Source organism: Clostridium sp. NSJ-49 (genome assembly GCF_014287725.1).
In the GTDB taxonomy this organism is placed as follows: Bacteria; Bacillota; Clostridia; order Clostridiales; family Clostridiaceae; genus Clostridium; species Clostridium disporicum_B.
In genome coordinates this window covers 1-24944 of sequence record NZ_JACOOP010000051.1, presented here as the reverse complement: position 1 = coordinate 24944, position 24944 = coordinate 1, and the positions used below count along the sequence as shown (strand labels likewise).

General features: G+C 31.1%; 17 protein-coding genes, 3 tRNA genes, 1 rRNA gene and 1 other annotated feature. All 21 genes read right to left on the bottom strand.

Translation table 11 applies throughout. The features are described 5' to 3' along the window. Window positions 1–95, bottom strand: a 16S ribosomal RNA gene (locus tag H8S10_RS14725); the annotation flags it as partial. A gap of 492 nt (window positions 96–587) precedes the next feature. Beyond that, window positions 588–1967, bottom strand: coding sequence for a UDP-N-acetylmuramoyl-L-alanine--D-glutamate ligase (murD, locus tag H8S10_RS14720; protein ID WP_186839377.1), 1380 nt, complete (start codon window positions 1965–1967; stop codon window positions 588–590). A 168-nt stretch (window positions 1968–2135) separates the two neighbouring features. Beyond that, complete coding sequence (locus H8S10_RS14715; protein ID WP_055264997.1) at window positions 2136–3527, bottom strand: glycine--tRNA ligase; 1392 nt, start codon at window positions 3525–3527, stop codon at window positions 2136–2138. A 131-nt stretch (window positions 3528–3658) separates the two neighbouring features. After that, window positions 3659–3825: a binding site (T-box leader), on the bottom strand. Window positions 3826–3988: 163 nt separating this feature from the next. Further along, window positions 3989–4063 (bottom strand) — tRNA-Asn (locus H8S10_RS14710). A 93-nt stretch (window positions 4064–4156) separates the two neighbouring features. Then, window positions 4157–4231, bottom strand: a tRNA-Asn gene (locus H8S10_RS14705). A gap of 98 nt (window positions 4232–4329) precedes the next feature. Next, window positions 4330–4404 (bottom strand) — tRNA-Asn (locus tag H8S10_RS14700). A gap of 187 nt (window positions 4405–4591) precedes the next feature. Next, window positions 4592–6097 carry a lysine--tRNA ligase gene (gene lysS / locus H8S10_RS14695; protein ID WP_055264999.1) on the bottom strand — a complete coding sequence of 502 codons (1506 nt, stop codon included), beginning with the start codon at window positions 6095–6097 and terminating at the stop codon, window positions 4592–4594. Window positions 6098–6112: 15 nt separating this feature from the next. Next, on the bottom strand, window positions 6113–6595 hold the full coding sequence (greA, locus tag H8S10_RS14690) for a transcription elongation factor GreA (protein ID WP_055265001.1): 483 nt from the start codon (window positions 6593–6595) through the stop codon (window positions 6113–6115). A gap of 181 nt (window positions 6596–6776) precedes the next feature. Continuing rightward, a complete protein-coding gene (gene dusB, locus H8S10_RS14685; RefSeq protein WP_186839376.1) occupies window positions 6777–7745 on the bottom strand; it encodes a tRNA dihydrouridine synthase DusB in 969 nt (322 codons plus the stop codon). Window positions 7746–7751: 6 nt separating this feature from the next. Then, the gene (locus H8S10_RS14680) at window positions 7752–8531 is read right to left on the bottom strand and encodes a type III pantothenate kinase (RefSeq protein ID WP_055265005.1); all 780 of its coding nucleotides are present in this window, start codon (window positions 8529–8531) and stop codon (window positions 7752–7754) included. A 129-nt stretch (window positions 8532–8660) separates the two neighbouring features. Next, window positions 8661–10322 carry a formate--tetrahydrofolate ligase gene (locus H8S10_RS14675; RefSeq protein WP_055265007.1) on the bottom strand — a complete coding sequence of 554 codons (1662 nt, stop codon included), beginning with the start codon at window positions 10320–10322 and terminating at the stop codon, window positions 8661–8663. Window positions 10323–10410: 88 nt separating this feature from the next. After that, window positions 10411–11661 carry a phosphoribosylamine--glycine ligase gene (gene purD / locus H8S10_RS14670; RefSeq protein ID WP_055265009.1) on the bottom strand — a complete coding sequence of 417 codons (1251 nt, stop codon included), beginning with the start codon at window positions 11659–11661 and terminating at the stop codon, window positions 10411–10413. Window positions 11662–11721: 60 nt separating this feature from the next. Then, entirely contained in the window at window positions 11722–13227 is a 1506-nt protein-coding gene (purH, locus tag H8S10_RS14665; protein ID WP_186839375.1) for a bifunctional phosphoribosylaminoimidazolecarboxamide formyltransferase/IMP cyclohydrolase, read from the bottom strand. A 1-nt stretch (window position 13228) separates the two neighbouring features. Then, window positions 13229–13843 carry a phosphoribosylglycinamide formyltransferase gene (purN, locus tag H8S10_RS14660; RefSeq protein WP_186839374.1) on the bottom strand — a complete coding sequence of 205 codons (615 nt, stop codon included), beginning with the start codon at window positions 13841–13843 and terminating at the stop codon, window positions 13229–13231. After that, window positions 13831–14835 carry a phosphoribosylformylglycinamidine cyclo-ligase gene (gene purM, locus H8S10_RS14655; protein WP_186839373.1) on the bottom strand — a complete coding sequence of 335 codons (1005 nt, stop codon included), beginning with the start codon at window positions 14833–14835 and terminating at the stop codon, window positions 13831–13833. Before purM ends, purN begins: the two co-directional genes overlap by 13 nt. Continuing rightward, window positions 14829–16280, bottom strand: a complete 1452-nt coding sequence (gene purF, locus H8S10_RS14650; protein WP_055265017.1) for an amidophosphoribosyltransferase — start codon at window positions 16278–16280, stop codon at window positions 14829–14831. Before purF ends, purM begins: the two co-directional genes overlap by 7 nt. A 27-nt stretch (window positions 16281–16307) precedes the next feature. Next, the gene (gene purC, locus H8S10_RS14645) at window positions 16308–17015 is read right to left on the bottom strand and encodes a phosphoribosylaminoimidazolesuccinocarboxamide synthase (protein WP_186839378.1); all 708 of its coding nucleotides are present in this window, start codon (window positions 17013–17015) and stop codon (window positions 16308–16310) included. A 2-nt stretch (window positions 17016–17017) separates the two neighbouring features. Then, entirely contained in the window at window positions 17018–17497 is a 480-nt protein-coding gene (gene purE, locus H8S10_RS14640) for a 5-(carboxyamino)imidazole ribonucleotide mutase (RefSeq protein WP_055265021.1), read from the bottom strand. Between the two features lie 30 nt (window positions 17498–17527). After that, window positions 17528–21274, bottom strand: a complete 3747-nt coding sequence (locus H8S10_RS14635) for a phosphoribosylformylglycinamidine synthase (protein WP_186839372.1) — start codon at window positions 21272–21274, stop codon at window positions 17528–17530. Between the two features lie 368 nt (window positions 21275–21642). Then, entirely contained in the window at window positions 21643–22929 is a 1287-nt protein-coding gene (locus H8S10_RS14630; protein WP_055265025.1) for an adenylosuccinate synthase, read from the bottom strand. A 194-nt stretch (window positions 22930–23123) separates the two neighbouring features. Next, window positions 23124–24554: an adenylosuccinate lyase gene (gene purB, locus H8S10_RS14625; RefSeq protein ID WP_055265027.1), complete on the bottom strand. Its 1431-nt coding sequence runs from the start codon at window positions 24552–24554 to the stop codon at window positions 23124–23126. Window positions 24555–24944 lie beyond the last annotated feature (390 nt).

Genomic DNA, 24944 nt, shown 5'->3' with positions numbered 1-24944 from the left:
GCTAGCTTCACCCCGAAGGGATCAACTCGCTCGACTTGCATGTGTTAGGCATGCCGCCAGCGTTCGTCCTGAGCCAGGATCAAACTCTCAATAAAAAGTTTAATCTGTTGCTCAAATTACTTTGAGTCTTTAATATTTTAAAAACTCTCAAAAGAATTGCTGGTTCTTAATTTATATTCTGTTCAATTTTCAAAGATCATTTAGCAATCATTCCCGACTGCTTTTTTATGATAACATTTATCTTTTTTGTTGTCAACATATTTTTTAAAAAGTTTTTTAACTTTTAATCAATGTTTTCAACTCATCATCTTCAGTTATTTAATAATTACTGCCGACGACTTTTACTATGTTACCATCTTTCTTCATTTTCTTGCAATGTTTGCATTTTATCTATTTTAATTATTTTTATATTACTCTCTTTTTCTCTTTTTTTCTTATTTATTCATATATTGATACACCAGGATATGTGGAAGTTTATTTTTAATATTAACTAATATATTTACTTAGATTTCATTCATAAAAATGAGCTAGATTATATAAAAATACTCTAGCTCACTTTCTATTATCAAATTTAACTCATTTTCCTATTAATTCGTAGCGTTGACTATTTCCTTAAACTTATTTCCTCTTACTGCAAAATTAGGGAACATATCAAAGGATGCACATGCAGGAGATAAAGTTACTATATCCCCTTCAGTAGCTATCTTTCTTGAAACTTCTACAGCTTCCTCTAAAGATTCAACCATTACAGTTGGAACATCTATACCTTTTTCTAATTTAAGTTTTTCAAAAGCTTCTTTTATTTTATATTTAGTAGCTCCTAAAATTACTACTTCTTTAATATATGGATATCCATCTTCAGCTAATGGTTCAAAAGGAATATGCTTATCATACCCTCCAGCAATTAAAATCACTTTTTTATCAAAAGCACGTAATCCAGCTACAGTTCTAGTAGGGGTTGATGCTATTGAATCATTATAATACTTAACACCATCAATCTCTCTTACAAATTCACATCTATGTTCAACCCCACCAAATGTCTCAGCTACATTTTTCATAGTTTCAATTTTTACATCATCTTTAGTCGCAGCAAATGCAGCTAAATAATTTTCTACATTATGCATACCTTTAACAATAATATTTTCTTTTTCACATACCTTCTTATCTTCTAGATATAAAGCACCTTCTTTATAATAAGCTCCATGCTCTAATACTCTCTTAGAACTGAACTCTCTAATATGACCTTTAGCTTCTTTCTCAAATTCATAAGTTATCTCATCTTCTCTATTTACTACTAATATATCTGATTCATTTTGATATAAGAAAATATTCTTCTTAGAATCTATATATTCTTGCATTCCTTTATGCATGTCTAAATGATTAGGTGTAAGATTTGTTACTATGGCAACATCTACTGGTAAGTTCATAGTCATAAGTTGGAAACTAGATAACTCTAAGACAACCCTATGCTCGTCTTCAATTTCTTCAATATTAGCAAATAGAGGTGTACCTATATTACCACCCACCCAAGTTTTATATCCTTCAGCTTCTAAGAGCTTCGCTACTATACTTGTAGTTGTAGTCTTCCCATCAGAACCTGTAATTGCATATACTTTACCTTTACAGTATCTAACGAACTCTTCCATCTCAGACGTTACATAAGCGCCTTCATTTTTAACTTTAACTAAGGCATCACAATCTATTCTCATAGAAGGAGTCTTAAAAACAACTTCAAATCCAGTAAGATTATCAAGATAATGTTCTCCTAGCTCCATCTTTACACCTTTAGATATAAAGTCATCATAAACCCCACCTAAATCTTCTTTAGTTTTCTTATCAAAAGCTGTAACTTCAGCCCCTAGTTTTAATAAAAAGTTTATTAAAGGAATATTACTAACCCCTATTCCAACTACTGCAACTTTTTTATTTTTAATAAATTCCTTAAATTCTTTAAAATCTCTTTTCATAATATCCTCCAAAGCAAAAATAATCCTATACAAATCTCTACATATTTGAATTTTATCCCATATATAAAATTATTATAACATCATAACTTATTATATTCTATTAATCCTAAATTTCGCTACAGATATATAAATAAAGGGCTGTTTGTTTATCAAACAGCCCTAATTACATTAAAACTCTAAGCTCTTAGCTATAAAGTCATTTAATTCTTCAATTTTAACTCTTTCTTGTGTCATAGAATCTCTATGTCTTATAGTTACACATCCATCATTTTCTGTTTCGAAGTCAATTGTTATACAGAATGGAGTACCTATTTCATCTTGTCTTCTATATCTCTTACCTATACTTCCAGTTTCATCATATTCAATATTGAAGTTTTTAGAAAGCATATCATAAACTTCATCAGCTTTTTCTGATAACTTCTTAGATAATGGAAGTACAGCAGCTTTATATGGAGCTAATGCAGGATGTAAGTGCATTACAGTTCTAACATCTCCACCTTCTAATTCTTCTTCATCATATGCATCTACTAAGAATGCTAATGCAACTCTATCTGCTCCTAATGATGGTTCTATACAGTATGGAACATATTTTTCATTAGTTGTTGGGTCTAAATAAGTCATATCTGTTCCTGAATGTTCAGCATGCTTCTTTAAGTCATAGTCTGTTCTATCAGCTATTCCCCAAAGTTCTCCCCAACCAAATGGGAATAAATATTCTATATCAGATGTTGCATTTGAGTAGAATGATAATTCTTCTTCACCATGATCTCTCATTCTTAAACATTCAGCTTTTACACCTAAGTTTAATAAGAAGTTCCAGCAGTAATCTTTCCAGTATCCAAACCATTCTAAATCTGTTCCTGGTTTGCAGAAGAATTCTAATTCCATTTGTTCGAATTCTCTTGTTCTGAAAGTGAAGTTACCTGGAGTTATTTCATTTCTGAAAGATTTACCTATTTGAGCTATACCAAATGGAACTTTCTTTCTTGATGTTCTTTGAACTGATTTAAAGTTAACAAATATACCTTGAGCAGTTTCTGGTCTTAAGTATACAGTGCTAGCTGAATCTTCTGTTATCCCTTGGAATGTCTTGAACATTAAGTTGAACTTTCTTATATCAGTGTAGTTCATTTTTCCACACTTAGGACAAACTATGTTGTTCTTAGTTATATATTCCATTAATTCTTCATTAGTCCATCCATCAGCTGAGGCAACTTCTACTCCACTTTCTGTCATATGATCTTCAACTAATTTATCAGCTCTAAATCTTGATTTACATTCTTTACAGTCCATAAGTGGATCTGAGAATCCGCCAACGTGTCCTGATGCAACCCAAACTTCTGGATTCATTAATATTGCACAATCAACACCAACATTATATGGGCTTTCTTGTACGAACTTCTTCCACCAAGCTTTTTTAACATTATTTTTAAATTCTACTCCTAATGGGCCGTAATCCCATGAATTCGCTAATCCACCGTATATTTCTGATCCAGGGAATACAAATCCTCTACTCTTACATAAAGCAACTATTTTTTCCATAGTTTTTTCTACTGCCATATATGATTCCTCCTAAATTTAATTGATAGTTAATAATTAATATTGAATAGTAAAGATTAATTTTTTGACCAGTTAATTATTCATTATTAATCATTAAATAATTTTTTATAATAAAAAAAGCCCTAAAACCACAAAGGGACGAAATAACTATTCCGCGGTTCCACCCTTCTTGGCTTAAGCCCATCTTTAAAATAATACACTCCAAAGCTCCATTCATTTTACATTCCTAATGATTTACACCAACCATCATCTCTCTTAAAGAAATATTAAAACTACTCCTCTTTTTCACAGCGTTTATTAAATTATATATTAATTTTACCAAAACACATGTATATGTCAAGCAAATTAGCATTATACGTCATTACATAAATTATTATGTTTTAAAAATTATTTTGAATAAAGAAAAAGAGTTTTGTAAAATCAGACTAATCTGTTCTTACAAAACTCTTCTAAAATAAAAATGGCTCCGCGAAGAGGACTCGAACCTCCAGCCTATCGGTTAACAGCCGAGTGCTCCACCATTGAGCTATCGCGGAATGCTATGGTTATCCAAATCTTCGATTTAGTTAATAACCTTGTACTTATCAACGCTAGTTGAGTAAGTTACCTTCTTTTTATTAAGTTTAAAATGGCTCCGCGAAGAGGACTCGAACCTCCAGCCTATCGGTTAACAGCCGAGTGCTCCACCATTGAGCTATCGCGGAATGCTATGATTCTCTAAATCTCCGATTTAGTTAGAATCTTGTACTCCTCAACTCTGTTGAGTGAGTTTCCTTTAAACTTTTGCAATGAAGTTTTAAAATGGCTCCGCGAAGAGGGCTCGAACCTCCAACCTATCGGTTAACAGCCGAGTGCTCCACCATTGAGCTATCGCGGAACGTCATTGCATAATCTATTATATCAACTTTTATATAAAATGCAACCCCTTTTGTTCATTTTTTTATAAATTTTTATTTTATTTATTTTTTAGCTATTTATCTCACTTAAAACTCTACTATTATTTCAATATTAATTATTAAATTTTAATTCTTAACAAAGCAAAACCGCCTTTCGGCGGTTTTTTACTAGTTTAATGGTTTCATTGTTGGGAATAGTATAACATCTCTTATTGACGCTGAATCAGTTAAGAACATTACTAATCTATCTATTCCTATTCCAAGACCACCTGTTGGTGGCATACCTGTTTCTAATGCGCTCATGAATTCTTCATCGATCATGTAAGCTTCATCATCCCCAAGTTCTCTTTCTTTAGCTTGTTGAGCAAATCTTTCTCTTTGAACTATAGGATCATTTAATTCAGAATATGCATTACATAATTCTCTACCAAACACGAATCCTTCAAATCTTTCAGTGAACATTTCATTTCCTCTCTTTTTCTTTGTAAGAGGTGAAATTTCTACTGGATAATCTATAATGAATGTTGGTTGGATCATATGCTGTTCACAGAATTCTTCATATAACATATTTAATACTTCACCTTTAGTTACAGTATTTAATGGTTTTGGGAATTCTAAATGCTTTTCTTTAGCAATAGCTTGAGCTTCTTCATTTGTTTTAATTTCATTGAAGTCTATTCCAGCATATTCCTTAACAGCATCAACCATAGTTATTCTTCTCCATGGTGCTTTAAAGTCAATTTCAGTACCTTGGTAAGTAACCTTAGTTGTTCCATTTACCTTTTTACAAACATATTCAATCATATTTTCAGTTATTTCCATCATATCGTTATAATCAGCATAAGCTTCATATAGCTCTATCATAGTGAATTCTGGGTTATGTCTTACTGACATACCTTCATTTCTGAAGTTTTTACCCATATCATATACTTTTTCAAGACCAGCAACAATTAATCTCTTTAAGTATAATTCTGTTGCTATTCTTAAATACATATCTATATCTAATGTATTATGATGAGTTATAAATGGTCTTGCAGCAGCTCCACCAGCTATAGCACCTAATATTGGTGTTTCAACTTCTAAGAATCCTCTATTATCTAAGAATTCTCTTATCCCTTTAATAATTTGAGTTCTCTTAATTATAGTTTCTTTAACTTCTGGATTAGTTATTATATCTACTTCTCTTTGTCTATATCTTAAATCTGGATCTTTTAAACCGTGCCATTTTTCAGGAAGTGGTTTTAAAGATTTACAAATTAACTCTATTTCTTTAGCCTTAACTGATACTTCACCTGTTTTAGTTTTAAAAACTTCCCCAGTACAAGCAACCCAGTCACCTATGTCATTTGTCTTATATTGCTTTAAAGCTTCTTCTCCAACTTCATCAATCTTTATGAATAATTGAATTTTTCCGTCTCTGTCATGGATATCTGAGAAAACAACTTTTCCTTGTCCTCTCTTTGACATAATTCTTCCTGCTACTGTTACTTCTTTACCTTCTAAAGTATCAAAGTTATCTTTTACTTCTTTTGAAGAGTGAGTTCTATTTACTTTGTATACATCAAAAGGATCCTTTCCTTCAGCTTGTAACTTTGCTAACTTTTCTCTTCTTAAAGCTTCTTGCTCACTGAACTGAGATTCTAGCTCTTGTATATTCATTTCTTCAGTTGACATTAATTATACCTCCAATTAAGCTCTTCTAATTCCTAGAACTTCGAACTTACTTACTCCTTCTGGAACAGTAACTTCTACAACATCCCCAACTTTTTTACCTAGTAATGCTTCTCCTACTGGTGATTCATTTGAGATTTTAAAGTTCATTGGATCTGCTTCTGCTGATCCTACTATTGTGTATTCAACTTCCTCATCAAAGTCATAATCCATAAGCTTAACTACTGATCCTACTGAAACTGTATCGCTTGGGATTTCACTTTCATCTACAACTTGTGCATTTTTTAACATATTTTCTAATTGAAGAATTCTTCCTTCTGTAAATGCTTGGTCGTTCTTTGCTTCATCATATTCTGAGTTTTCACTTAAGTCCCCATACCCTAAAGCTACCTTGATCTTTTCAGTTATTTCTTTTCTTTTAACTGTTTTTAGATATTCTAACTCTTCTTCTAGCTTTTTAACTCCTTCATAAGTCATTATAAACTTTTTTGTTTGACTCATATCTTTCTCCCCTTCGAATCTTACTTTATTAAATCCCTATTTATAGGTTAATAATCTTGAAATCATTTTAAATATTATAAAGCAGCACTTTTAATATGTCAATAAAATTACAAACCATAAAAGGCAGTACTTTCTTTAATAATATTCTGTATTTTCATATAAATTACACTATAGTATTATATTATCTCAAAACATTTTTATACTCATTTAATATTTCTATAACATTAGAACTCTTATCCATTGAATTAATAGTGTTTCTTAACTCACTACTATTTGGTAATCCTTTAAGATACCACGATGCATGTTTTCTCATTTCTCTTACAGCTTTATGTTCTCCATCATATTTTAAAGCTAACTCATAATGTCTTATACACATATTTATTCTTTCTACATCAGTTACAATAGAAGCATCTTTACCATTTAGAACATCTTCTATCTGCTTAAATATCCATGGATTTCCCATACTACCTCTTGCAATCATAATAGCATCACAATTGGTAATTTTTTTCATATTCAATGCATCTTCAGGTGTAAATACATCTCCATTTCCTATTACAGGAATTGAAACAGAATTCTTCACCTTAGCTATTATATCCCAATCTGCTTTACCTTCATACATTTGTTTTTTTGTTCTTCCATGAATTGCTATTGCATCAGCACCTGCTTCCTCTAAAGCCTTACCAAATTCTACAGCATTAATATTTTCTTCATCATAGCCTTTTCTAAACTTTACAGTTACAGGCTTGTTCGAGACCTTCTTTATACTACTTACTATTTCTGCTGCTAATTTAGGATTTTTCATCAAAGCAGATCCTTCATCATTTTTTGTTATTTTGGGCGCAGGACATCCCATATTTATATCTAAGATACAAATATCTTCTCTTGGATTAAAATATTTCTCAACCACTTCCGCCATTATTTTAGGATCATTTCCAAAAATCTGAGCTGCTACTGGTTTTTCTTCATCCGCTATTCTTAATAATGCTTTAGTGTTATCACTTCCATAATATAATGCTTTTGCACTAACCATTTCAGTATAAACTAATCCACATCCCATTTCTTTGCATAATCCTCTAAAGGAAATATCAGTAACTCCTGCCATTGGTGCTAAGAAGACATTATTATTAAAAGTAAGGTTTCCTATTTTCATCTTTTGTTACTCCTTATTCTTTTCGTATATTATTCTTAACCCCTCTAATGTTAAATCACCTTTAACTTCATCTATAACATCTGTATGTCTAGCAATTGTATTTGCCAAACCTCCAGTAGCTATTACAAAAGGTTCTTCTAACCCTAATCTTTTCATCTCTTCTTTAGTATTTTTAACAATATATTCAACCTGTCCTATATATCCATAAAGAATTCCAGCTTGCATACTTGTTATTGTGTTTTTACATATAATATTTTTAGGTACCTCTAGCTCTATTCTTGGTAATTTAGCTGCTCTTTCAAACAAAGCATCTGAAGCTATCTTTATTCCTGGAGATATACATCCACCTAAGTAATTACCTTCCTTAGTTAGGGCACAATAAGTTGTCGCTGTACCAAAATCTATTATTATTGAATCTCTATTATAAAGTTCATTTGCCGCTACAGCATTTACAATTCTATCTGCTCCTACTTCCTTAGGATTATCATACTTTATGTTAATTCCAGTTTTGATTCCCGGTCCAACAATTATAGGTTCTATATCAAAACTTTTTCTAACCATATTCTCCAAAGAATGCATTATATTAGGTACAACTGATGATATGATTATACCTTTTACTTTTTTAGGATCTAAATCATTTTGAACAAATAACTGCATAAGTTGAATACTATATTCATCAGAAGTTTTTTTTGTGTCTGTAGAAATTCTCCAACTAGCTATATATTCGTTTTCATTATATATTCCAATAACTATGTTTGTATTTCCCACATCTACTAACAATATCATACAAGCACCACCTTAATATAATTAAAAGCAGCCTTTAAGCTGCCTTTAATCTTTATATCCTAATAATTTAATCAATACTTTAATTTTAACAATTACATAACTTTTGTCAAGTATTTAGACGCTGTCACTTTAGAACAATCCAACAATTTTTCCATTTTCTTGTATATCCATTTTATTAGCCGCTGGAACCTTTGGTAATCCTGGCATTGTCATTATATCTCCAGTTAAAGCAACTATAAATCCAGCTCCATTTGAAACTCTTATTTCCTTAACAGTTATAGTAAAGTTTTCTGGTCTTCCTAGAAGCGTTGGATCATCTGATAATGAATATTGAGTTTTCGCCATACATATTGGTAGTTTATCCAAACCTATTCTTTCTAAATTAGCTATTTGCTTTTTAGCAGCATTAGTATAGTTAACACCAGTTGCTCCATAAATTTCTTTAGCTATAGTTAATATTTTTGATTCTATAGATTCTTCTTTATTATATATAGGAGAGAATTCTGATTTTTCATCTAAAGATTGAATAACTGCATTAGCTAGTTCTATTCCACCTTCTCCACCTTTTTCCCAGACCTCTGAAAGTGCAACTTTAACTCCTAGCCCTTCACAGAATTCCTTTATAGCTTCTTCCTCTTCTTTGCTATCTGTTAAGAATCTATTTATAGCTACTACTACTGGAACATTATATTTTTGAATATTTTCAATTTGTTTTTGTAAATTAGATAATCCATTTTTTAATACTTCTACATTTGGAATATTTAATTCATCTTTCTTACATCCACCATGATGCTTAAGTGCTCTTATTGTAGCCACTAAAACTACACAACTTGGTGCTAATTCACCATATCTACACTTAATATCGAAGAACTTCTCAGCACCTAAATCTGCTCCAAAACCTGCTTCTGTTACCACTATATCAGAAAGCTTTAATGCCATCTTTGTTGCAATTATAGAATTACATCCATGGGCAATATTAGCAAAAGGTCCTCCATGTATTATTGCAGGAGTATTTTCTAAAGTTTGAACTAAATTAGGCTTTATAGCATCTTTCATTAATAATGCCATAGCACCTTGAACTTCTAATTGTTTTGCATAGACAGGATTATTGTCTAAATCATATGCAATTAATATATTTCCCATTCTTTCTTTTAAATCTTTTAGGTCAGTTGCTAAGCAAAGAATCGCCATAATTTCTGATGCAACAGTTATCATGAATCCATCTTCTCTCAAGAAACCATTAATCGGTCCACCCATTCCAACTACTATATTTCTTAATGCTCTATCATTCATATCCATAACTCTTTTGAATAGAATCTTTCTTGTATCTATTCTTAATAAGTTTCCTTGATGAATATGATTATCTATAGCTGCGCATAATAAATTGTTTGCGCTTGTAATAGCATGCATATCACCTGTAAAGTGTAAATTAATATCTTCCATTGGAACTACTTGAGAATATCCACCTCCAGCTGCTCCACCTTTTATTCCAAATACAGGTCCTAAAGAAGGTTCTCTTAATGCAATTATAGAATTTTTACCTAATTTACATAAAGCCTGACCTAGCCCAACTGTAACTGTTGATTTACCTTCTCCTGCTGGAGTTGGATTTATTGCTGTTACTAAAACTAACTTTCCGTCTTTTCCTTCTTTGTTTAAAATATCTAAAGATAATTTACATTTATATTTGCCATAAAGATCTATCTCATCTTCATTTAAACCTATAGATTCTGCAATCTTTATTATTGGCTCCATCTTAGCTTCTTGTGCTATATCTATATCACTTTTCATTTTTATTACCCCCTAACTAGGCATTTATTATTATTTTTTTCATTATATCACCTAAACATACAAATTTAACATAGTATTTAAAATATAATTATTTTGCAATTCCAATATCACTTCTACAATAGGCTCCTTCAAAATTAACTTTTTCTCTAATTTTATAAGCAGCCTCTCTTGCCTCTTCTAAAGTTCTTCCCTTTCCAACAACAGATAAAACTCTTCCACCATTAGTTATTAACTTACCCTCTTCTAATTTTGCTCCAGCTACAAATACATTACTTAACTCTGTATTATCAATTTCTATTTCATAGCCTGTGCAAGCTTTATCAGGATAACCTTTTGAAGAAAGCACTACATTAACACAATATCCTTCTTCCCACTCAACTTCTGAATCTTCTAATTTTTCATCTAACGCTTTTTCAATTAAATCTAAAAGGTCTGTCTTCATTAAAGTAAGAACTGACTGAGTTTCAGGGTCTCCCATTCTAACGTTATATTCTAAAAGTTTAACGCCTTTTTCAGTTATCATTATTCCAAAGAATATTATTCCTTTAAAATCCATTCCTTCTTCTCTAATACCCATTAAGGTTTTATCCATTATGTTTTCGTAGAAATCTTTTAATACTCCATCTGTTACGTAAGGATTTGGGCAAACTACTCCCATTCCACCTGTATTAGGTCCCTTATTTCCATCAAATATTTGTTTATGATCTTTTGCAGATAAAAATGGTATTATCGTTTTTCCATCTGTTATTGATAATATAGAAGCTTCTATACCTACTAAAAACTCTTCTATAACTACCCTCCTACCTGCTCCTTTAAACATATCTTGAACCATAAATAAATCTATAGTATCTAAAGCTGTATTTAGTTCTTCACAAATAACTACACCTTTTCCAGCAGCTAATCCATCAGCTTTTATAACTATTGGGTAGCTACAAGTTTCTAAGTATGCTTTTGCTTCTTCAGCATCATAAAACACTTCATACTCAGCTGTACTAACTCCATACTTTTTCATGAAGTCTTTTGAAAAACTTTTACTTCCTTCAAGTTCAGCACCTTTTTTATCAGGTCCAAATATTCTTAAGCCTTCGCTTCTAAACTTATCTACTATTCCTTTAGTTAAAGGTTCTTCAGGCCCAACAATAGTCAAATCTATATTATTCTCTTTTGCAAAAGATAAAAGTTCATCTATATCAGTTATATTTAAATTTTCACATTTCTCATATAAAGCTGTTCCACCATTTCCTGGCGCTACATATATCTTAGATACCTTTTCATTTTGAGCTATCTTAAAAGCAATAGCACTTTCTCTTCCACCAGAACCAACTAATAAAATCTTCATTTAAAAATCCCCCTATAATTAAAGCTATATGAAAAATTAGTTTCATATAGCTTTATAAAATTAGTGTTTAAAATGTCTAATTCCTGTAAACACCATTGATATTCCATGTTCATTACATGCAGTTATCGATTCTTCATCTCTAATAGAGCCACCTGGTTGAATAATTGCCTTTATACCATATTTTACAGCTTCATCTACACAATCTCTAAATGGGAAGAATGCATCTGATGCTAATACAGTTGCTCCTTTTCCTCTTTCTAACGCTTCAGTAGTTGCCCAAATTCTATTAACTTGTCCTCCACCAATTCCTCTTGCTACTCCATCTTTAATAGCAACAATAGCATTAGATTTTACATATTTAACAACCTTCATTCCAAATTCCATATCTCTTAATTCATTTTCAGTTGGCTTCTTTTCTGTAACAACATTTAATTCATTTTGTAATTTTAAATCTTCTTCTTGAACTAATATTCCACCATCTACAGTTACCATAAACTTTTTAGCACTTGGCTTTTGATTACATTTTATTACTCTTAAATTCTTCTTAGCTTTTAAGACTTCTAAAGCTCCTTCAGTAAATGATGGAGCTGCAACAACTTCTAAGAATATTTTACTCATCTCTCTAGCAGTCTCTTCATCTATTTCTCTATTTACTGCAACAATTCCACCAAATATAGATATTGGATCTGCATCATGAGCTTTCTTATAAACTTCAAATGAAGATTCTCCTATTGCAACTCCACAAGGTGTATTATGTTTTAGTGCACAACAAGCTGTTTCCTCAAATTCATTACATACTTTCCATGCAATATCTAAGTCTTTTATATTATTGTAAGATAACTCTTTTCCATTTAATATTTCAAAGCTATTCATAGCTCCGTCAAACTCATTTGATGAATAATAAGCAGCACTTTGATGTGGATTTTCACCATATCTTAAGCTTTGTTTCTTTTTATACGAAATAGAAAGATATTCAGGATATTCTTCTTCACCTTCTAATAAGAAGTTAGATATAGCTGCATCATAAGCATTAGTTAAGTTAAATACCTTACCTGCTAAAATCTTTCTTAATTTAAATGAAACCTCTCCATTTTTCTTTATTTCATCTATAACTCTCTCATAGTCCTCTTTATCACTTAAAACAACAACATCTCTAAAATTCTTAGCTGCTGATCTAAGCATTGTTGGGCCACCAATATCTATAAATTCAACCTTTTCCTCGAAGCTTAAATCTTCACGTACTTTTTCAAAGAAAGGATATAAGTTAACTACAACATAATCAATTGTGTTTATTTCTCTTTCTTTTAAGGTATTCATATGCTCTTCTTTATCTCTTATAGCTAATATACCTGCATGTATAATTTGGTGTAATGTCTTAACTCTTCCGTCTAGCATCTCTGGAAAATTTGTTACTTCATTTACCTCAACAACATTTATCCCATTATCTTTTAAGTATTTAAATGTTCCACCTGTAGAAATAATTTCTACATCTATACTTTCTAAAAATCTTGCTAGATCTAAAACTCCATCTTTATTGAAAACACTTATTAAAGCTCTTTTTTTCATACTACACCTCTTCTTTTATAATAACCTTATTGTTTACTATCTCAATTTTCCCTTCACTTATAAGCTTAATTGCTTTAGGAAGATTTAAATGCTCTTTTACTAAAATCTTTTTTTGAAGAGTTTCATAGGTATCATCAGGTGTTACACTTACTATATCCTGTAAGATTATCGCACCTCCATCAACCTCTTCATTTACAAAATGAACTGTACATCCTGAATATTTAACACCTTTTTCAATAGCAGCTTTATGTACGTACTCGCCATACATTTTATCTCCGCAAAAGGCTGGGATAAGAGAAGGATGAATATTGATTATTCTATTTTTAAATACCTTTAATATTTCACCTTCTAATATTGATAGATATCCAGCTAATACTATTAAATCAACCTCTTTTACTACTTCTAAAATTCTATTAGATGTTTCACACCCAAATTCTTTCTTACTAATAACACAAGTTTTTATATTATGCTTTTTTGCTCTCTCTAAAGCATATATTCCATCTTTACTTCCAATAACAACATCTATTGAAGCATTTATGTATCCATCATTAATTTTATCTATTATTGATTGAAGGTTTGAACCTCCACCAGAAGCAAGTACTGCTATTTTAAACAAATACCCTCACCTCCAGATGTTATATAGCCAATTTCATAAGCCTCTTCTCCACATTCCTTAAGCTCACTTAAAATCTCGTTAACATCTTTTTCATCTACACATAAGATAAATCCTATTCCCATATTAAAAGTGTTATACATATGCTCTCTATTAACACCTAATCTTTCCATCTCTAAAAATATCTCAGGAAGTTTGTAACTTTCCTTTTCTATAACCGCAGTTAGATTTTCTCTTCCATTAAACATTCTTGGAACATTTTCAATAAATCCGCCACCTGTTATATGCGCCATTCCTTTTACTTTAAATTTATCTAATATACTTAAAACCGGTTTAACATATATCTTAGTTGGTTCTAAAAGTGTTTCATATATTGGTCTACCATTAAATTCTCTATCTAAATCAGTAAACACTTTTCTTACAAGAGAATATCCATTTGAATGAATTCCAGAAGAGGCTATTCCTATAAGCTTGTCCCCCTCTTTAATGTCTTGCCCACTTATTATTTGCTCTTTTTCAACTACACCTACTGCAAAGCCTGCAATATCATAATCCCCTTCTTTATAAAAACCTGGCATTTCGGCAGTTTCTCCACCGATTAATGCACAATCAGATTGAAGACACCCTTCTGAAACACCTTTTACTAAATCTGCTGCTACCTCTGCTTCAAGCTTTCCACATGCTATATAATCTAAGAAATATAAAGGTTTTGCTCCATGACATAAAATATCGTTCACGCACATAGCGACACAATCTATACCTACAGTGTCATACTTTCTCTTTTTACAAGCTATATCTAATTTAGTTCCTACTCCATCAGTTCCTGAAACTAACACTGGTCTTCTGTACCCTTCTGGTATTTCAATCATTCCTCCAAAAGAACCTAACCCATTTAAAACATACTTACTCATAGTTTCTTTTGCATAGTTTTGAATAAGCTTTACAGACTTATATCCTTCTTCTATATTAACCCCTGATTCCTTGTAAGTTAGCATAACACTTCTTCCTCCTCAAGATTCTCATTTAATTTTTCCATCGGTGCTGAAACTGGATAAACTCCATTAAAACATCCTACACAGAAGTTTCTTCTTCCGTAAAACCCTTCATACATTCCCTCTAAACTTAAGTATCCTAAAGAATCACAACCTATTGTTTCTCTTATTTCTTCTACTGATTTATTAGCTCCTATAAGTTCACTTCTATAAGGAGTATCTATTCCAAAATAACAAGGAAATTTAACTATTGGTGAAGCTACAAGAAAATGTACCTCTGTTGCTCCTGCCCTTCTTAAAGAATCTATTAAATGCTTTGATGTAGTACCTCTTACTATGGAATCATCTATAAGAATAACTCTTTTTCCTTTTACATTAACTTTAAGAGGATTTAACTTTACTGCAACTGCTCTTTCCCTTAGTTCTTGAGATGGTGATATAAACGTTCTCCCCACATATCTATTTTTAACAAATCCCATCTCATAAGGAATTCCTGAAGCCTTAGAATATCCAACAGCTGCTGGTATTCCTGAGTCAGGCACTGCTACTACTAAATCAGCATCTATTTTGTGTTCTTGATAAAGAACTTCTCCTTGTTTAACTCTTGTATTATAAACATCTAATTCATCTATAACTGAATCTGGTCTTGCAAAGTATATATACTCAAAAGCACAAGTCTGACATGTAGTTCCTTCTGAATACTTAATAGATTTAACTCCATCACTATCGATTACTACTATTTCTCCTGGCTCTATATCACGAACCAACTCTGCCCCTACCGAATCTAAAGCACAACTTTCAGAAGAAAGAATATATCCTTCATCAATCTTTCCAAGACATAGAGGTCTTATTCCGTGCGGATCTCTTATTCCTATTAGTTTATCCTTTGTCATAATAACCATCGCAAAAGAACCTCTTACTGCAGAAATTGCATTAACAACAGCTCTTTCTATGCCTCTTTTAGAACCTCTAGCTATAAGTGATGCTAAAACTTCTGAATCAACTGATGTATGAAAAACATGTCCACCATCCTCTAATAACTCACGTATAACATCAGCATTTACTAAATTTCCATTATGAGCCATAGCTATAGGCCCTAACTTTGTATTTGCTAAAAGCGGTTGAGCATTTTCAACTGTTTTAGCTCCAGCTGTAGAATATCTAACATGACCTACGCTTATATTCCCATTTAAAGATTTAAGATAATCTAAATTATCACTATTAAAAGCTTCTGTAATCAAACCAAGTCCCTTATGAATTTTTACTTCTTCTCCATTAGCAACTGCTATTCCTGCACTTTCTTGTCCTCTATGTTGAAGTGCATAAAGACCATAATAAGTTACTGATGCAACATCAACTGGTTTATTTACATATATCCCAAAAACACCACATTCGTCTTTAAATTTACCATTTGCAGGATCCATAATATCAATTGATGAATTTATCATTTTTAAATCTCCCTTAAATTCTTTATTTTACCCTTGTATTCTCTTTAAAATTTCTACGTATGCTTCTTCAACATTACCCATATCTCTTCTAAATCTATCTTTATCTAACTTTTCTCCAGTTGTTGAATCCCAGAATCTACATGTATCCGGTGATATTTCATCAGCTAAAACAACTTCACCATTTGGCAATCTACCAAACTCAATTTTAAAATCTATTAAATCTATATTTTGCTTTTTAAAGAATTCTTTTAATAAATCATTTATATTAGCAGTCATTTCGTAAATGTTATTTAACTCCTCAAAAGTAGTTGCTCCAATACCGACTGCATGATAATCATTTATTAACGGGTCACCTAGACTATCATCTTTGTATGATAATTCAAAAACAGTAGTCTTCAATTTAAACCCTTCTTCTAATCCTAATCTCTTTGCCATGCTTCCAGCAACAACATTTCTTACTATAACTTCAAGTGGCACTATTTCTACTCTTTTACAAAGTTGATCTCTATCATTTAACTTTTCTATAAAATGAGTCTTGATTCCATTCTTATTTAACATTTCAAAAATCATTGATGTAATTTGATTGTTAAGAACACCTTTATTTTGTATTTGAGCTTTCTTTTCCCCATTAAAAGCTGTAGCATCATCTTTATAATGAACTATTACATGTTCTTCATTGTCAGTTCTAAAAATTTGTTTTGCTTTACCTTCATATAATTTTTCATACTTGTTAATCATTACAATTCCACTCCTTGTCCATTTTCTTCTATAAATTTTTTCTTCATATTTATTCTAAATTCAATTAATTTCTCTTTAATATCTGGATACTTTAATGACAGCATTTGAACTGCTAACATACCAGCATTGTAACTATTATTAATTCCTACAGTTGCAACCGGAATAGATTTTGGCATTTGAACTATTGATAAAAGAGCATCCATACCATCTAACGCCGCTTTGACAGGAACTCCTATTACAGGTAATACAGTTTGAGATGCTATTACACCTGGAAGATGTGCTGCTAGTCCAGCTCCTGCAATAATAACTTCATATCCTTCTTTTTCGATTTCTCTTAAAGTTTCTTCTAACTTCTCAGGTACTCTATGAGCTGAAAGAATAAATGCTTTATACTCTACTCCAAATTCCTTTAATGCAGTTGCTGCACCTCTCATTACTTCAGTATCTGATTTACTTCCAAAAAATATTGCTACTTTCATGAAATACACTCTCCTTACTTTAAGAATCAATTATTTAAAATAATTGATTCCTGATTTAAATAACCCTTGCTCAAAATTGCCTTCCATATTCTTATAAAGATTGCTTCCTGTTCTTTCGGAGTGAGCCATCTTTCCTAATATTCTTCCATCAGGGCTTGTTATTCCTTCTATTCCTAGCATCGACCCATTTGGATTATAAGGCATGTCCATTGAAATATTTCCTTCATAATCAACATATTGAGTTGCTATTTGTCCATTTTTCATAAGTGTTTCTAATAGTTCCTTTGGAGCAACAAATCTTCCTTCTCCATGAGATATTGGTACTGAATGAATATCTCCTAAATTAACTTCATTGAACCATGGTGATTTTTTAGATACTATTTTAGTTCTCACCATTGATGACATATGTCTATTTATATTATTAAAAGTTAATGTCGCCATCTCTTCCTCTATGTCACATATTTCACCGTATGGTAAAAGCCCTAACTTTATTAATGCTTGGAAGCCGTTACAAATTCCTAACATTAATCCATCTCTATTCTTTAATAATTCCATAACAGATTCTTTTATCTTTTCATTTCTAAAGATATTAACTATAAATTTAGCTGATCCATCAGGTTCATCTCCTGCTGAGAAACCACCTGGTAGCATTATTATTTGAGATTTATCAATTTCTTGCTTCAATATGTCTAAAGATTCTAAAAGTGATTCCTTATTGTAGTTTCTTAAAACTACTTCTTTAACATCCCCACCTTCTCTTTCGAATGCTCTTCTACAGTCATATTCACAGTTTGTTCCTGGGAATACTGGAATAACAACTCTTGGTTTTGCAACCTTTATTAAAGGTGAAACTTTATTTTCTTCTTTATATAAAACCTCTTCTATTTTTTCTTCTGAAGCTTTTGTTTTTGCTTTAAATACATTTTTTAATTTTCTTTCATACTCTCTGCTTATTTCATCTAAAGATATTTCTAAATCTATATCTTTAGAAATAATTGAATTTTCATTAATTGTTTTACCTATTACTTTGTAATTCATAGTCGAAAGTTCTTTTTCATCTATGCTTTCTTCAATTTCTAAAATGAAGCTACCATAATTAAATCCAAATAACTCTTCATTATCTAATGAATTGAACTTACCCCCAATTCCATTTCCTAAAGCCATCTTACTTAAACCTTCTGATACCCCACCAAATTTAAGTGAATATGCACTTAGAATTTTCTTCTCTTCTATTAGCTTATTTAAAGTAATTAAGTTGTTTTTAAACATTTCAGTTTTTAACGTTCCATCTTCATCTTTTTCCGATTTGACTAATATTACTTTTGAACCAACCTTTTTAAATTCTGGTGATATAGCTTTTGAACTATCTATCATTCCAACAGCAAAAGATACAAGCGTTGGTGGTACATCCATTTCTCCAAAGCTTCCAGACATAGAATCCTTACCTCCTATAGCAGGTATCTCTAAATCCATTTGAGCTTTATATGCACCTAATAATGCTGAAAATGGTTTTCCCCATCTTTCCTTTTTATCTCCTAACTTTTCAAAATACTCTTGGAATGTTAATCTTGCTTTTCTATAATCTCCGCCAATACAAGAAAGCTTAGTTATTGATTCTATAACTGCATAGTATGCCATATGAAATGGGCTCCAAACTCCAAGCTCTGGATTAAATCCGTACGTCATTATTGAAGCTGAATTAGTTTCTCCATTTTGCACAGGAATTTTAAATACCATACCTTCTGCTGGAGTTCTTGAATATTTCCCTCCTAACGGCATTAGAACTGTTCCACTTCCAATAGTCGAATCAAATCTTTCGATTAATCCCTTTTTATCACATACATTTAAACTATTAAGAGTTTCTATCCATTTATCTTTTACATTTACATCTCCTACTGCAAATGGATATTCAGTTGGTGCAGTTACCTTCACTTTTGTTTCTTGAGTTTCCCCATTTGTATCTAAGAAACTTCTCTTAATATCTACTATTGCATTGCCTCTCCAGAACATTCTTAGTCTTTCTGTATCTGTAACTTCCGCAACAACTACGGCTTCTAAATTTTCCTCATTAGATAATCTTATAAACTTTTCTAAATTTTCTTTTTCTATTACTACTGCCATTCTTTCTTGAGATTCCGATATAGCTATTTCAGTTCCATCTAATCCTTCATACTTTTTAGGAACCTTATCTAAATCTATATCAAGACCTCTGCATAACTCTCCAATAGCAACTGAAACTCCACCTGCTCCAAAATCATTGCATCTTTTTATCATTCTTGTAACTTCTTTATTTCTGAAAAGTCTTTGAATTTTTCTTTCCGTTGGAGGATTTCCTTTTTGAACTTCTGCTCCACATTCATTTATTGAATCTTCAGTATGTTCCTTTGAAGATCCTGTAGCTCCACCAATACCATCTCTACCAGTCTTTCCACCTAAAAGAACTACAACATCTCCTTTTTGTGGCTCTTCACGTCTTACATTTTCCTTTGGTGCTGCTGCAATAACTGCTCCAACTTCCATTCTCTTAGCAGCATAATTAGGATGATAAACTTCATCAACTTGTCCTGTTGCAAGTCCTATTTGATTACCATATGAACTATACCCACTTGCAGCTCCAAGGGTAATAGTTCTTTGAGGTAATTTGCCTTTTATAGTTTCCTCTATACTAGCTGTCGGATCAGCTGCTCCTGTAACCCTCATAGCTCCATATACGTAAGTTCTTCCTGAAAGTGGGTCTCTAATAGCCCCTCCAAGACAAGTTGCTGCTCCTCCAAAAGGTTCTATTTCTGTTGGATGATTGTGTGTTTCATTCTTAAACATTAGAAGATATTCTTCTTCTCCATTATTAGTTTCAACCTTTATATTTATTGAGCATGCATTTATTTCATCTGATATATCTAAATCTTCTGTAAGTCCTCTTTTTCTTAATTCCTTCATGCATATGACAGCTAAATCCATTAAGTTTATATCTCTATCCGTATTTTCTCCATAAACAAAATCTCTTGATTTCATGTATGCTTCATATGATTTTTTAACTGGAACATTGTATTTTCCATCTTCTATTTCTATTTCTTTTATTGAAGTTAAAAAGGTAGTATGTCTACAGTGATCTGACCAATAAGTATCGATAACTTTTATTTCAGTGATACTAGGATTTCTACCTTCTGATAAGAAGTATTTTCTTATCATTTCTAAATCTCCTATACTCATGGCTAATCCCATCTCTTTATGAAATTCTTTTAGTTCATCTATATTCTTATTAATAAAACCATTTAGAATTTCTACATTTTTTGGCTCTTTATATTCATTTGTTAGCTCTGATGAATTTATATCTGCTTCTCTTGAATCAACTGGATTTATAAAATATGCTTTTATTTTTTCTACATCTTCAATAGATAAATTACCTTGTAGAATTATAATTTTGCTCCACTTAACTTCCACTCTTTTTTCTTTTGTTAAAAGCATTAAACATTCTGAAGCTGAATCAGCTCTTTGATCATATTGACCTGGTAGATACTCTACTCCAAAAGCAATATCACCTTCTTTTATTTCTAAGCTTCCTTCATAAATATTATCTACTGGTAATTCACCAAAAATAGTCTTCAAAGCTATCTTGTAATAATGTTCTTCAAGTTCTCCAATTATGTACTTATTTAAAACTCTAACATTATCTAAAGTTTTAATAGAAAGATTATCTCTAAAATCTTCTAAAAGCAATTTACCTTCAACATCAAACCCTTCTTTTTTTTCAACGAATATAATTCTATTGCAAGCCATAAATTATCCTCCAATAATATTAAAATTTTATTTAAATTTTTATCAATTCCATATTATCCCTTGTTATTTAAATAATAACATCTATTTTAAAAATAAGTCAACATTTTTTATAAATTTAACATTAATATTCGTATTATATTCCACATAATTAATTTTATTTCCCATTTAATATTCGTGTTTCTTACAATTATCATTTAAATTAAACATTATATAGAAGTTTTTAAGCTGAATAAATTTCTCCTGCTAAACTACTACCCTTTCATTATTTAACCTTCGGTAAATATGTTCATAATTAAATTGAAGTATAATTTATAAAGAATAAAAAAAATAAAGCTGTGCATAATTCGCAACAGCTTTATTTTTATAAATTATAATGGTTTTACTCTCATAGTTTGATCTCTTCTTGGACCAACAGAAACTATTGATATTCTTGTATCAGTTAATTCTTCAATTCTCTCTAAATACTTTCTTGCGTTTGGATGTAACTCTTCATAGCTTCTTGCATCCGCTACTGATTCATCCCAACCTTCAAATTCTTCATATATAGGTTCACATTTAGCTAAGTCTTCTAAGCTAGCAGGGAAATAATCTATTACTTTATCATTAAACTTATATCCTACACACATCATAACTTTATCTAATCCAGCTAAAGTATCAATCTTTGTAACAGCTAATGAAGTTAATCCACTTACTCTTACAGACGTTTTTAAGATAACAATGTCTAACCATCCACATCTTCTAGATCTACCTGTAGTTACTCCATATTCATGACCTTTTTCTCTTATCCATTCTCCAGTTTCATTTTCTAATTCTGTTGGGAATGGTCCCTTACCAACTCTAGTAGTATATGCTTTAGCTATACCAACAGCATTTGTAATCATATTTGGTCCTATACCAACACCACTTGCAACTCCTCCAGCAGTTGTATTTGATGATGTTACAAATGGATAAGTTCCATAATCTATATCAAGAAGCATACCTTGCGCTCCTTCAAATAGAACAGTTTTATCTTTCTTTATATCATCATATATTCTCACTGAAGTATCTTGAACGAAAGGTTTTAATCTTTCAGCATACTCTACATATTCATTGTATATTTCATCAAAGTTTAGAGGTTCTCCTCCAAGTATGTTAGTTATATAATCATTTTTAAGCTTTATGTTATTCTCTAATTTTTCTTTAAATACTTCCTTATCTATAAGGTCACATATTCTTATTCCACATCTCTCAAATTTATCTGTATAACATGGTCCTATCCCTTTTCCTGTAGTTCCTATGTCATTTTTACCTCTTGCTTTTTCTTTTAATTTATCAAGAGTCTTATGGTATGGCATTATAACATGTGCTCTATCACTTACTATTAATTTTTCTGGAGTTACTTTAACGCCTTCTCTTTCTAAATAATCTATTTCAGAAAAAAGAGCTATTGGGTCTACAACTACACCATTTCCTATTACATTTAACTTTTCATCGTGTAATATTCCTGAAGGTATTAAGTGAAGTTTATATTGTTTTTCACCAACTTCTACAGTATGACCTGCATTATTTCCTCCTTGGAATCTAACAACTACTTCTGCTTCTTCAGCTAAGTAATCTGTCATCTTCCCTTTACCTTCATCTCCCCATTGAGCTCCTAAAACAATAAATGTCGACATTTCAACTGCCTCCTTTTAAGACATAATTTTCTATATAAAGTATTTAGAGACATTTTATGTCCCTGTACCATAGTATCAAAGTAGTTTAAAAGTTTCAATATTTATTACGAATATTTTCGGGCTTTATTTTTATATAATTCGTAAACATATGCATGATTACTATCAATATTAAAGCTCCCCTAAGGGAGCATTTATTATACTGTTATTTCACTCTTTATATCAACTGCATTTTTATATCTATCTATTATAGGATTTACATACTCATCAATAAATTCAACAACTTGACTTTCAGCTCTTCCTGTGAATAATTTCGGATCTATTATATTTAAAATTTCTTCTTCAGTTAATTTAAACGAATCATCAGCAATTATTCTCTTAATTAAGTCATTATCAAGTCCTTCGCCTTTAACTCTCTTAGCTGCTTCCATTGAATGAATTCTAATTCTTTCGTGAAGTTCTTGTCTGTCTCCACCTCTTTTTACAGCTTCCATCATTATGTTTTCAGTAGCCATAAATGGAAGTTCATTATCAACATGAGCTCTTATTACTTTATCATATACAACCATATTTTCTGAAATATTTATGTAAAGATTTAATACACCATCTAAAGCTAAAAATGCTTCTGCAACTGCTATTCTCTTATTTGCAGAGTCGTCTAATGTTCTTTCAAACCATTGAGTTGCAGCTGTTATTGCTGGATTTAATGAATCTACTATAACATATCTAGCAAGTGCCCCTATTCTTTCACTTCTCATAGGATTTCTCTTATATGCCATAGCAGATGACCCTATTTGATTCTTTTCAAAAGGTTCTTCCATTTCCTTCATGCTTTGAAGTAATCTTAAATCATTACTAAATTTATAAGCACTTTGTGCTACCTCTGATAATGTATTTAATACTATTGAATCAAGCTTTCTTGGATATGTTTGACCTGTAACTCCATAACTTTTTTCAAATCCCATCTTTTTTGCAACAATTTTATCTAATGCTTTAACCTTTTCTTCATCCCCGTTAAAAAGAGTCATAAAGCTAGCTTGAGTACCTGTAGTCCCCTTAACTCCTCTTAATTTTAAAGTACTTAAAAGGAATTCAATATTTTCTATATCCATAACTAGGTCTTGCATCCAAAGAGTTGCTCTTTTCCCTACTGTAGTTAATTGCGCTGGTTGGAAATGAGTAAATCCTAATGTCGGCATTCCTTTATATTCCATAGCAAATTTACTTAATCTATCTAAAACTGTAACTATTTTATTTTTAATTAACTCTAAAGCATCTCTTAAAATAATAATATCTGTATTGTCTCCTACATAACAGCTTGTAGCTCCTAAATGTATTATTCCTTTAGCATTAGGACATTGAAGACCGTAAGCGTAAACATGGCTCATTACGTCATGTCTTACTTCCTTCTCTTTCTTTATTGCCTCATCATAATTTATATTATTTATATTCGCTCTTAATTCTTCTAACTGCTCTTCAGTTATATCTAACCCAAGTTCCTTTTCTCCCTCTGCTAAGGCTACCCAAAGCTTTCTCCATGTAGAAAATTTCATATCATCTGAAAATATATAACTCATTTCTTTTGATGCATATCTTGTGTTAAGTGGTGTATCATAAACGTTTCTCATCTCATACCTCCATACGAATATATATTTATATATTAAACTTTTCATTCGTATTGTAGCATACTTTATTATTTTTTTCACTCTTTTTATTAAAGTCATTTGGTAATTTAGTATTTATTTTGTAAAATAACTCTTAAATACCTTTTTTAACATTAATATTCTTACTTTATTATTTTATTGACTTTACTAATATATAATAAGTTTAATCTTTACATAATTTATCGATTATTTCTATTAGATTTAATAAGCAAAAAGGGGCTGTATCAAAAAAAATTTGATATTTGCCGATAAAGAAAAGGAAGTTCGAATTTGAACTTCCTTTTTTGCGCATAGTAATAATATGAAAAACTTCACAAAAAATGTGATTCCTATGCAACAAATAGGATTTGCATT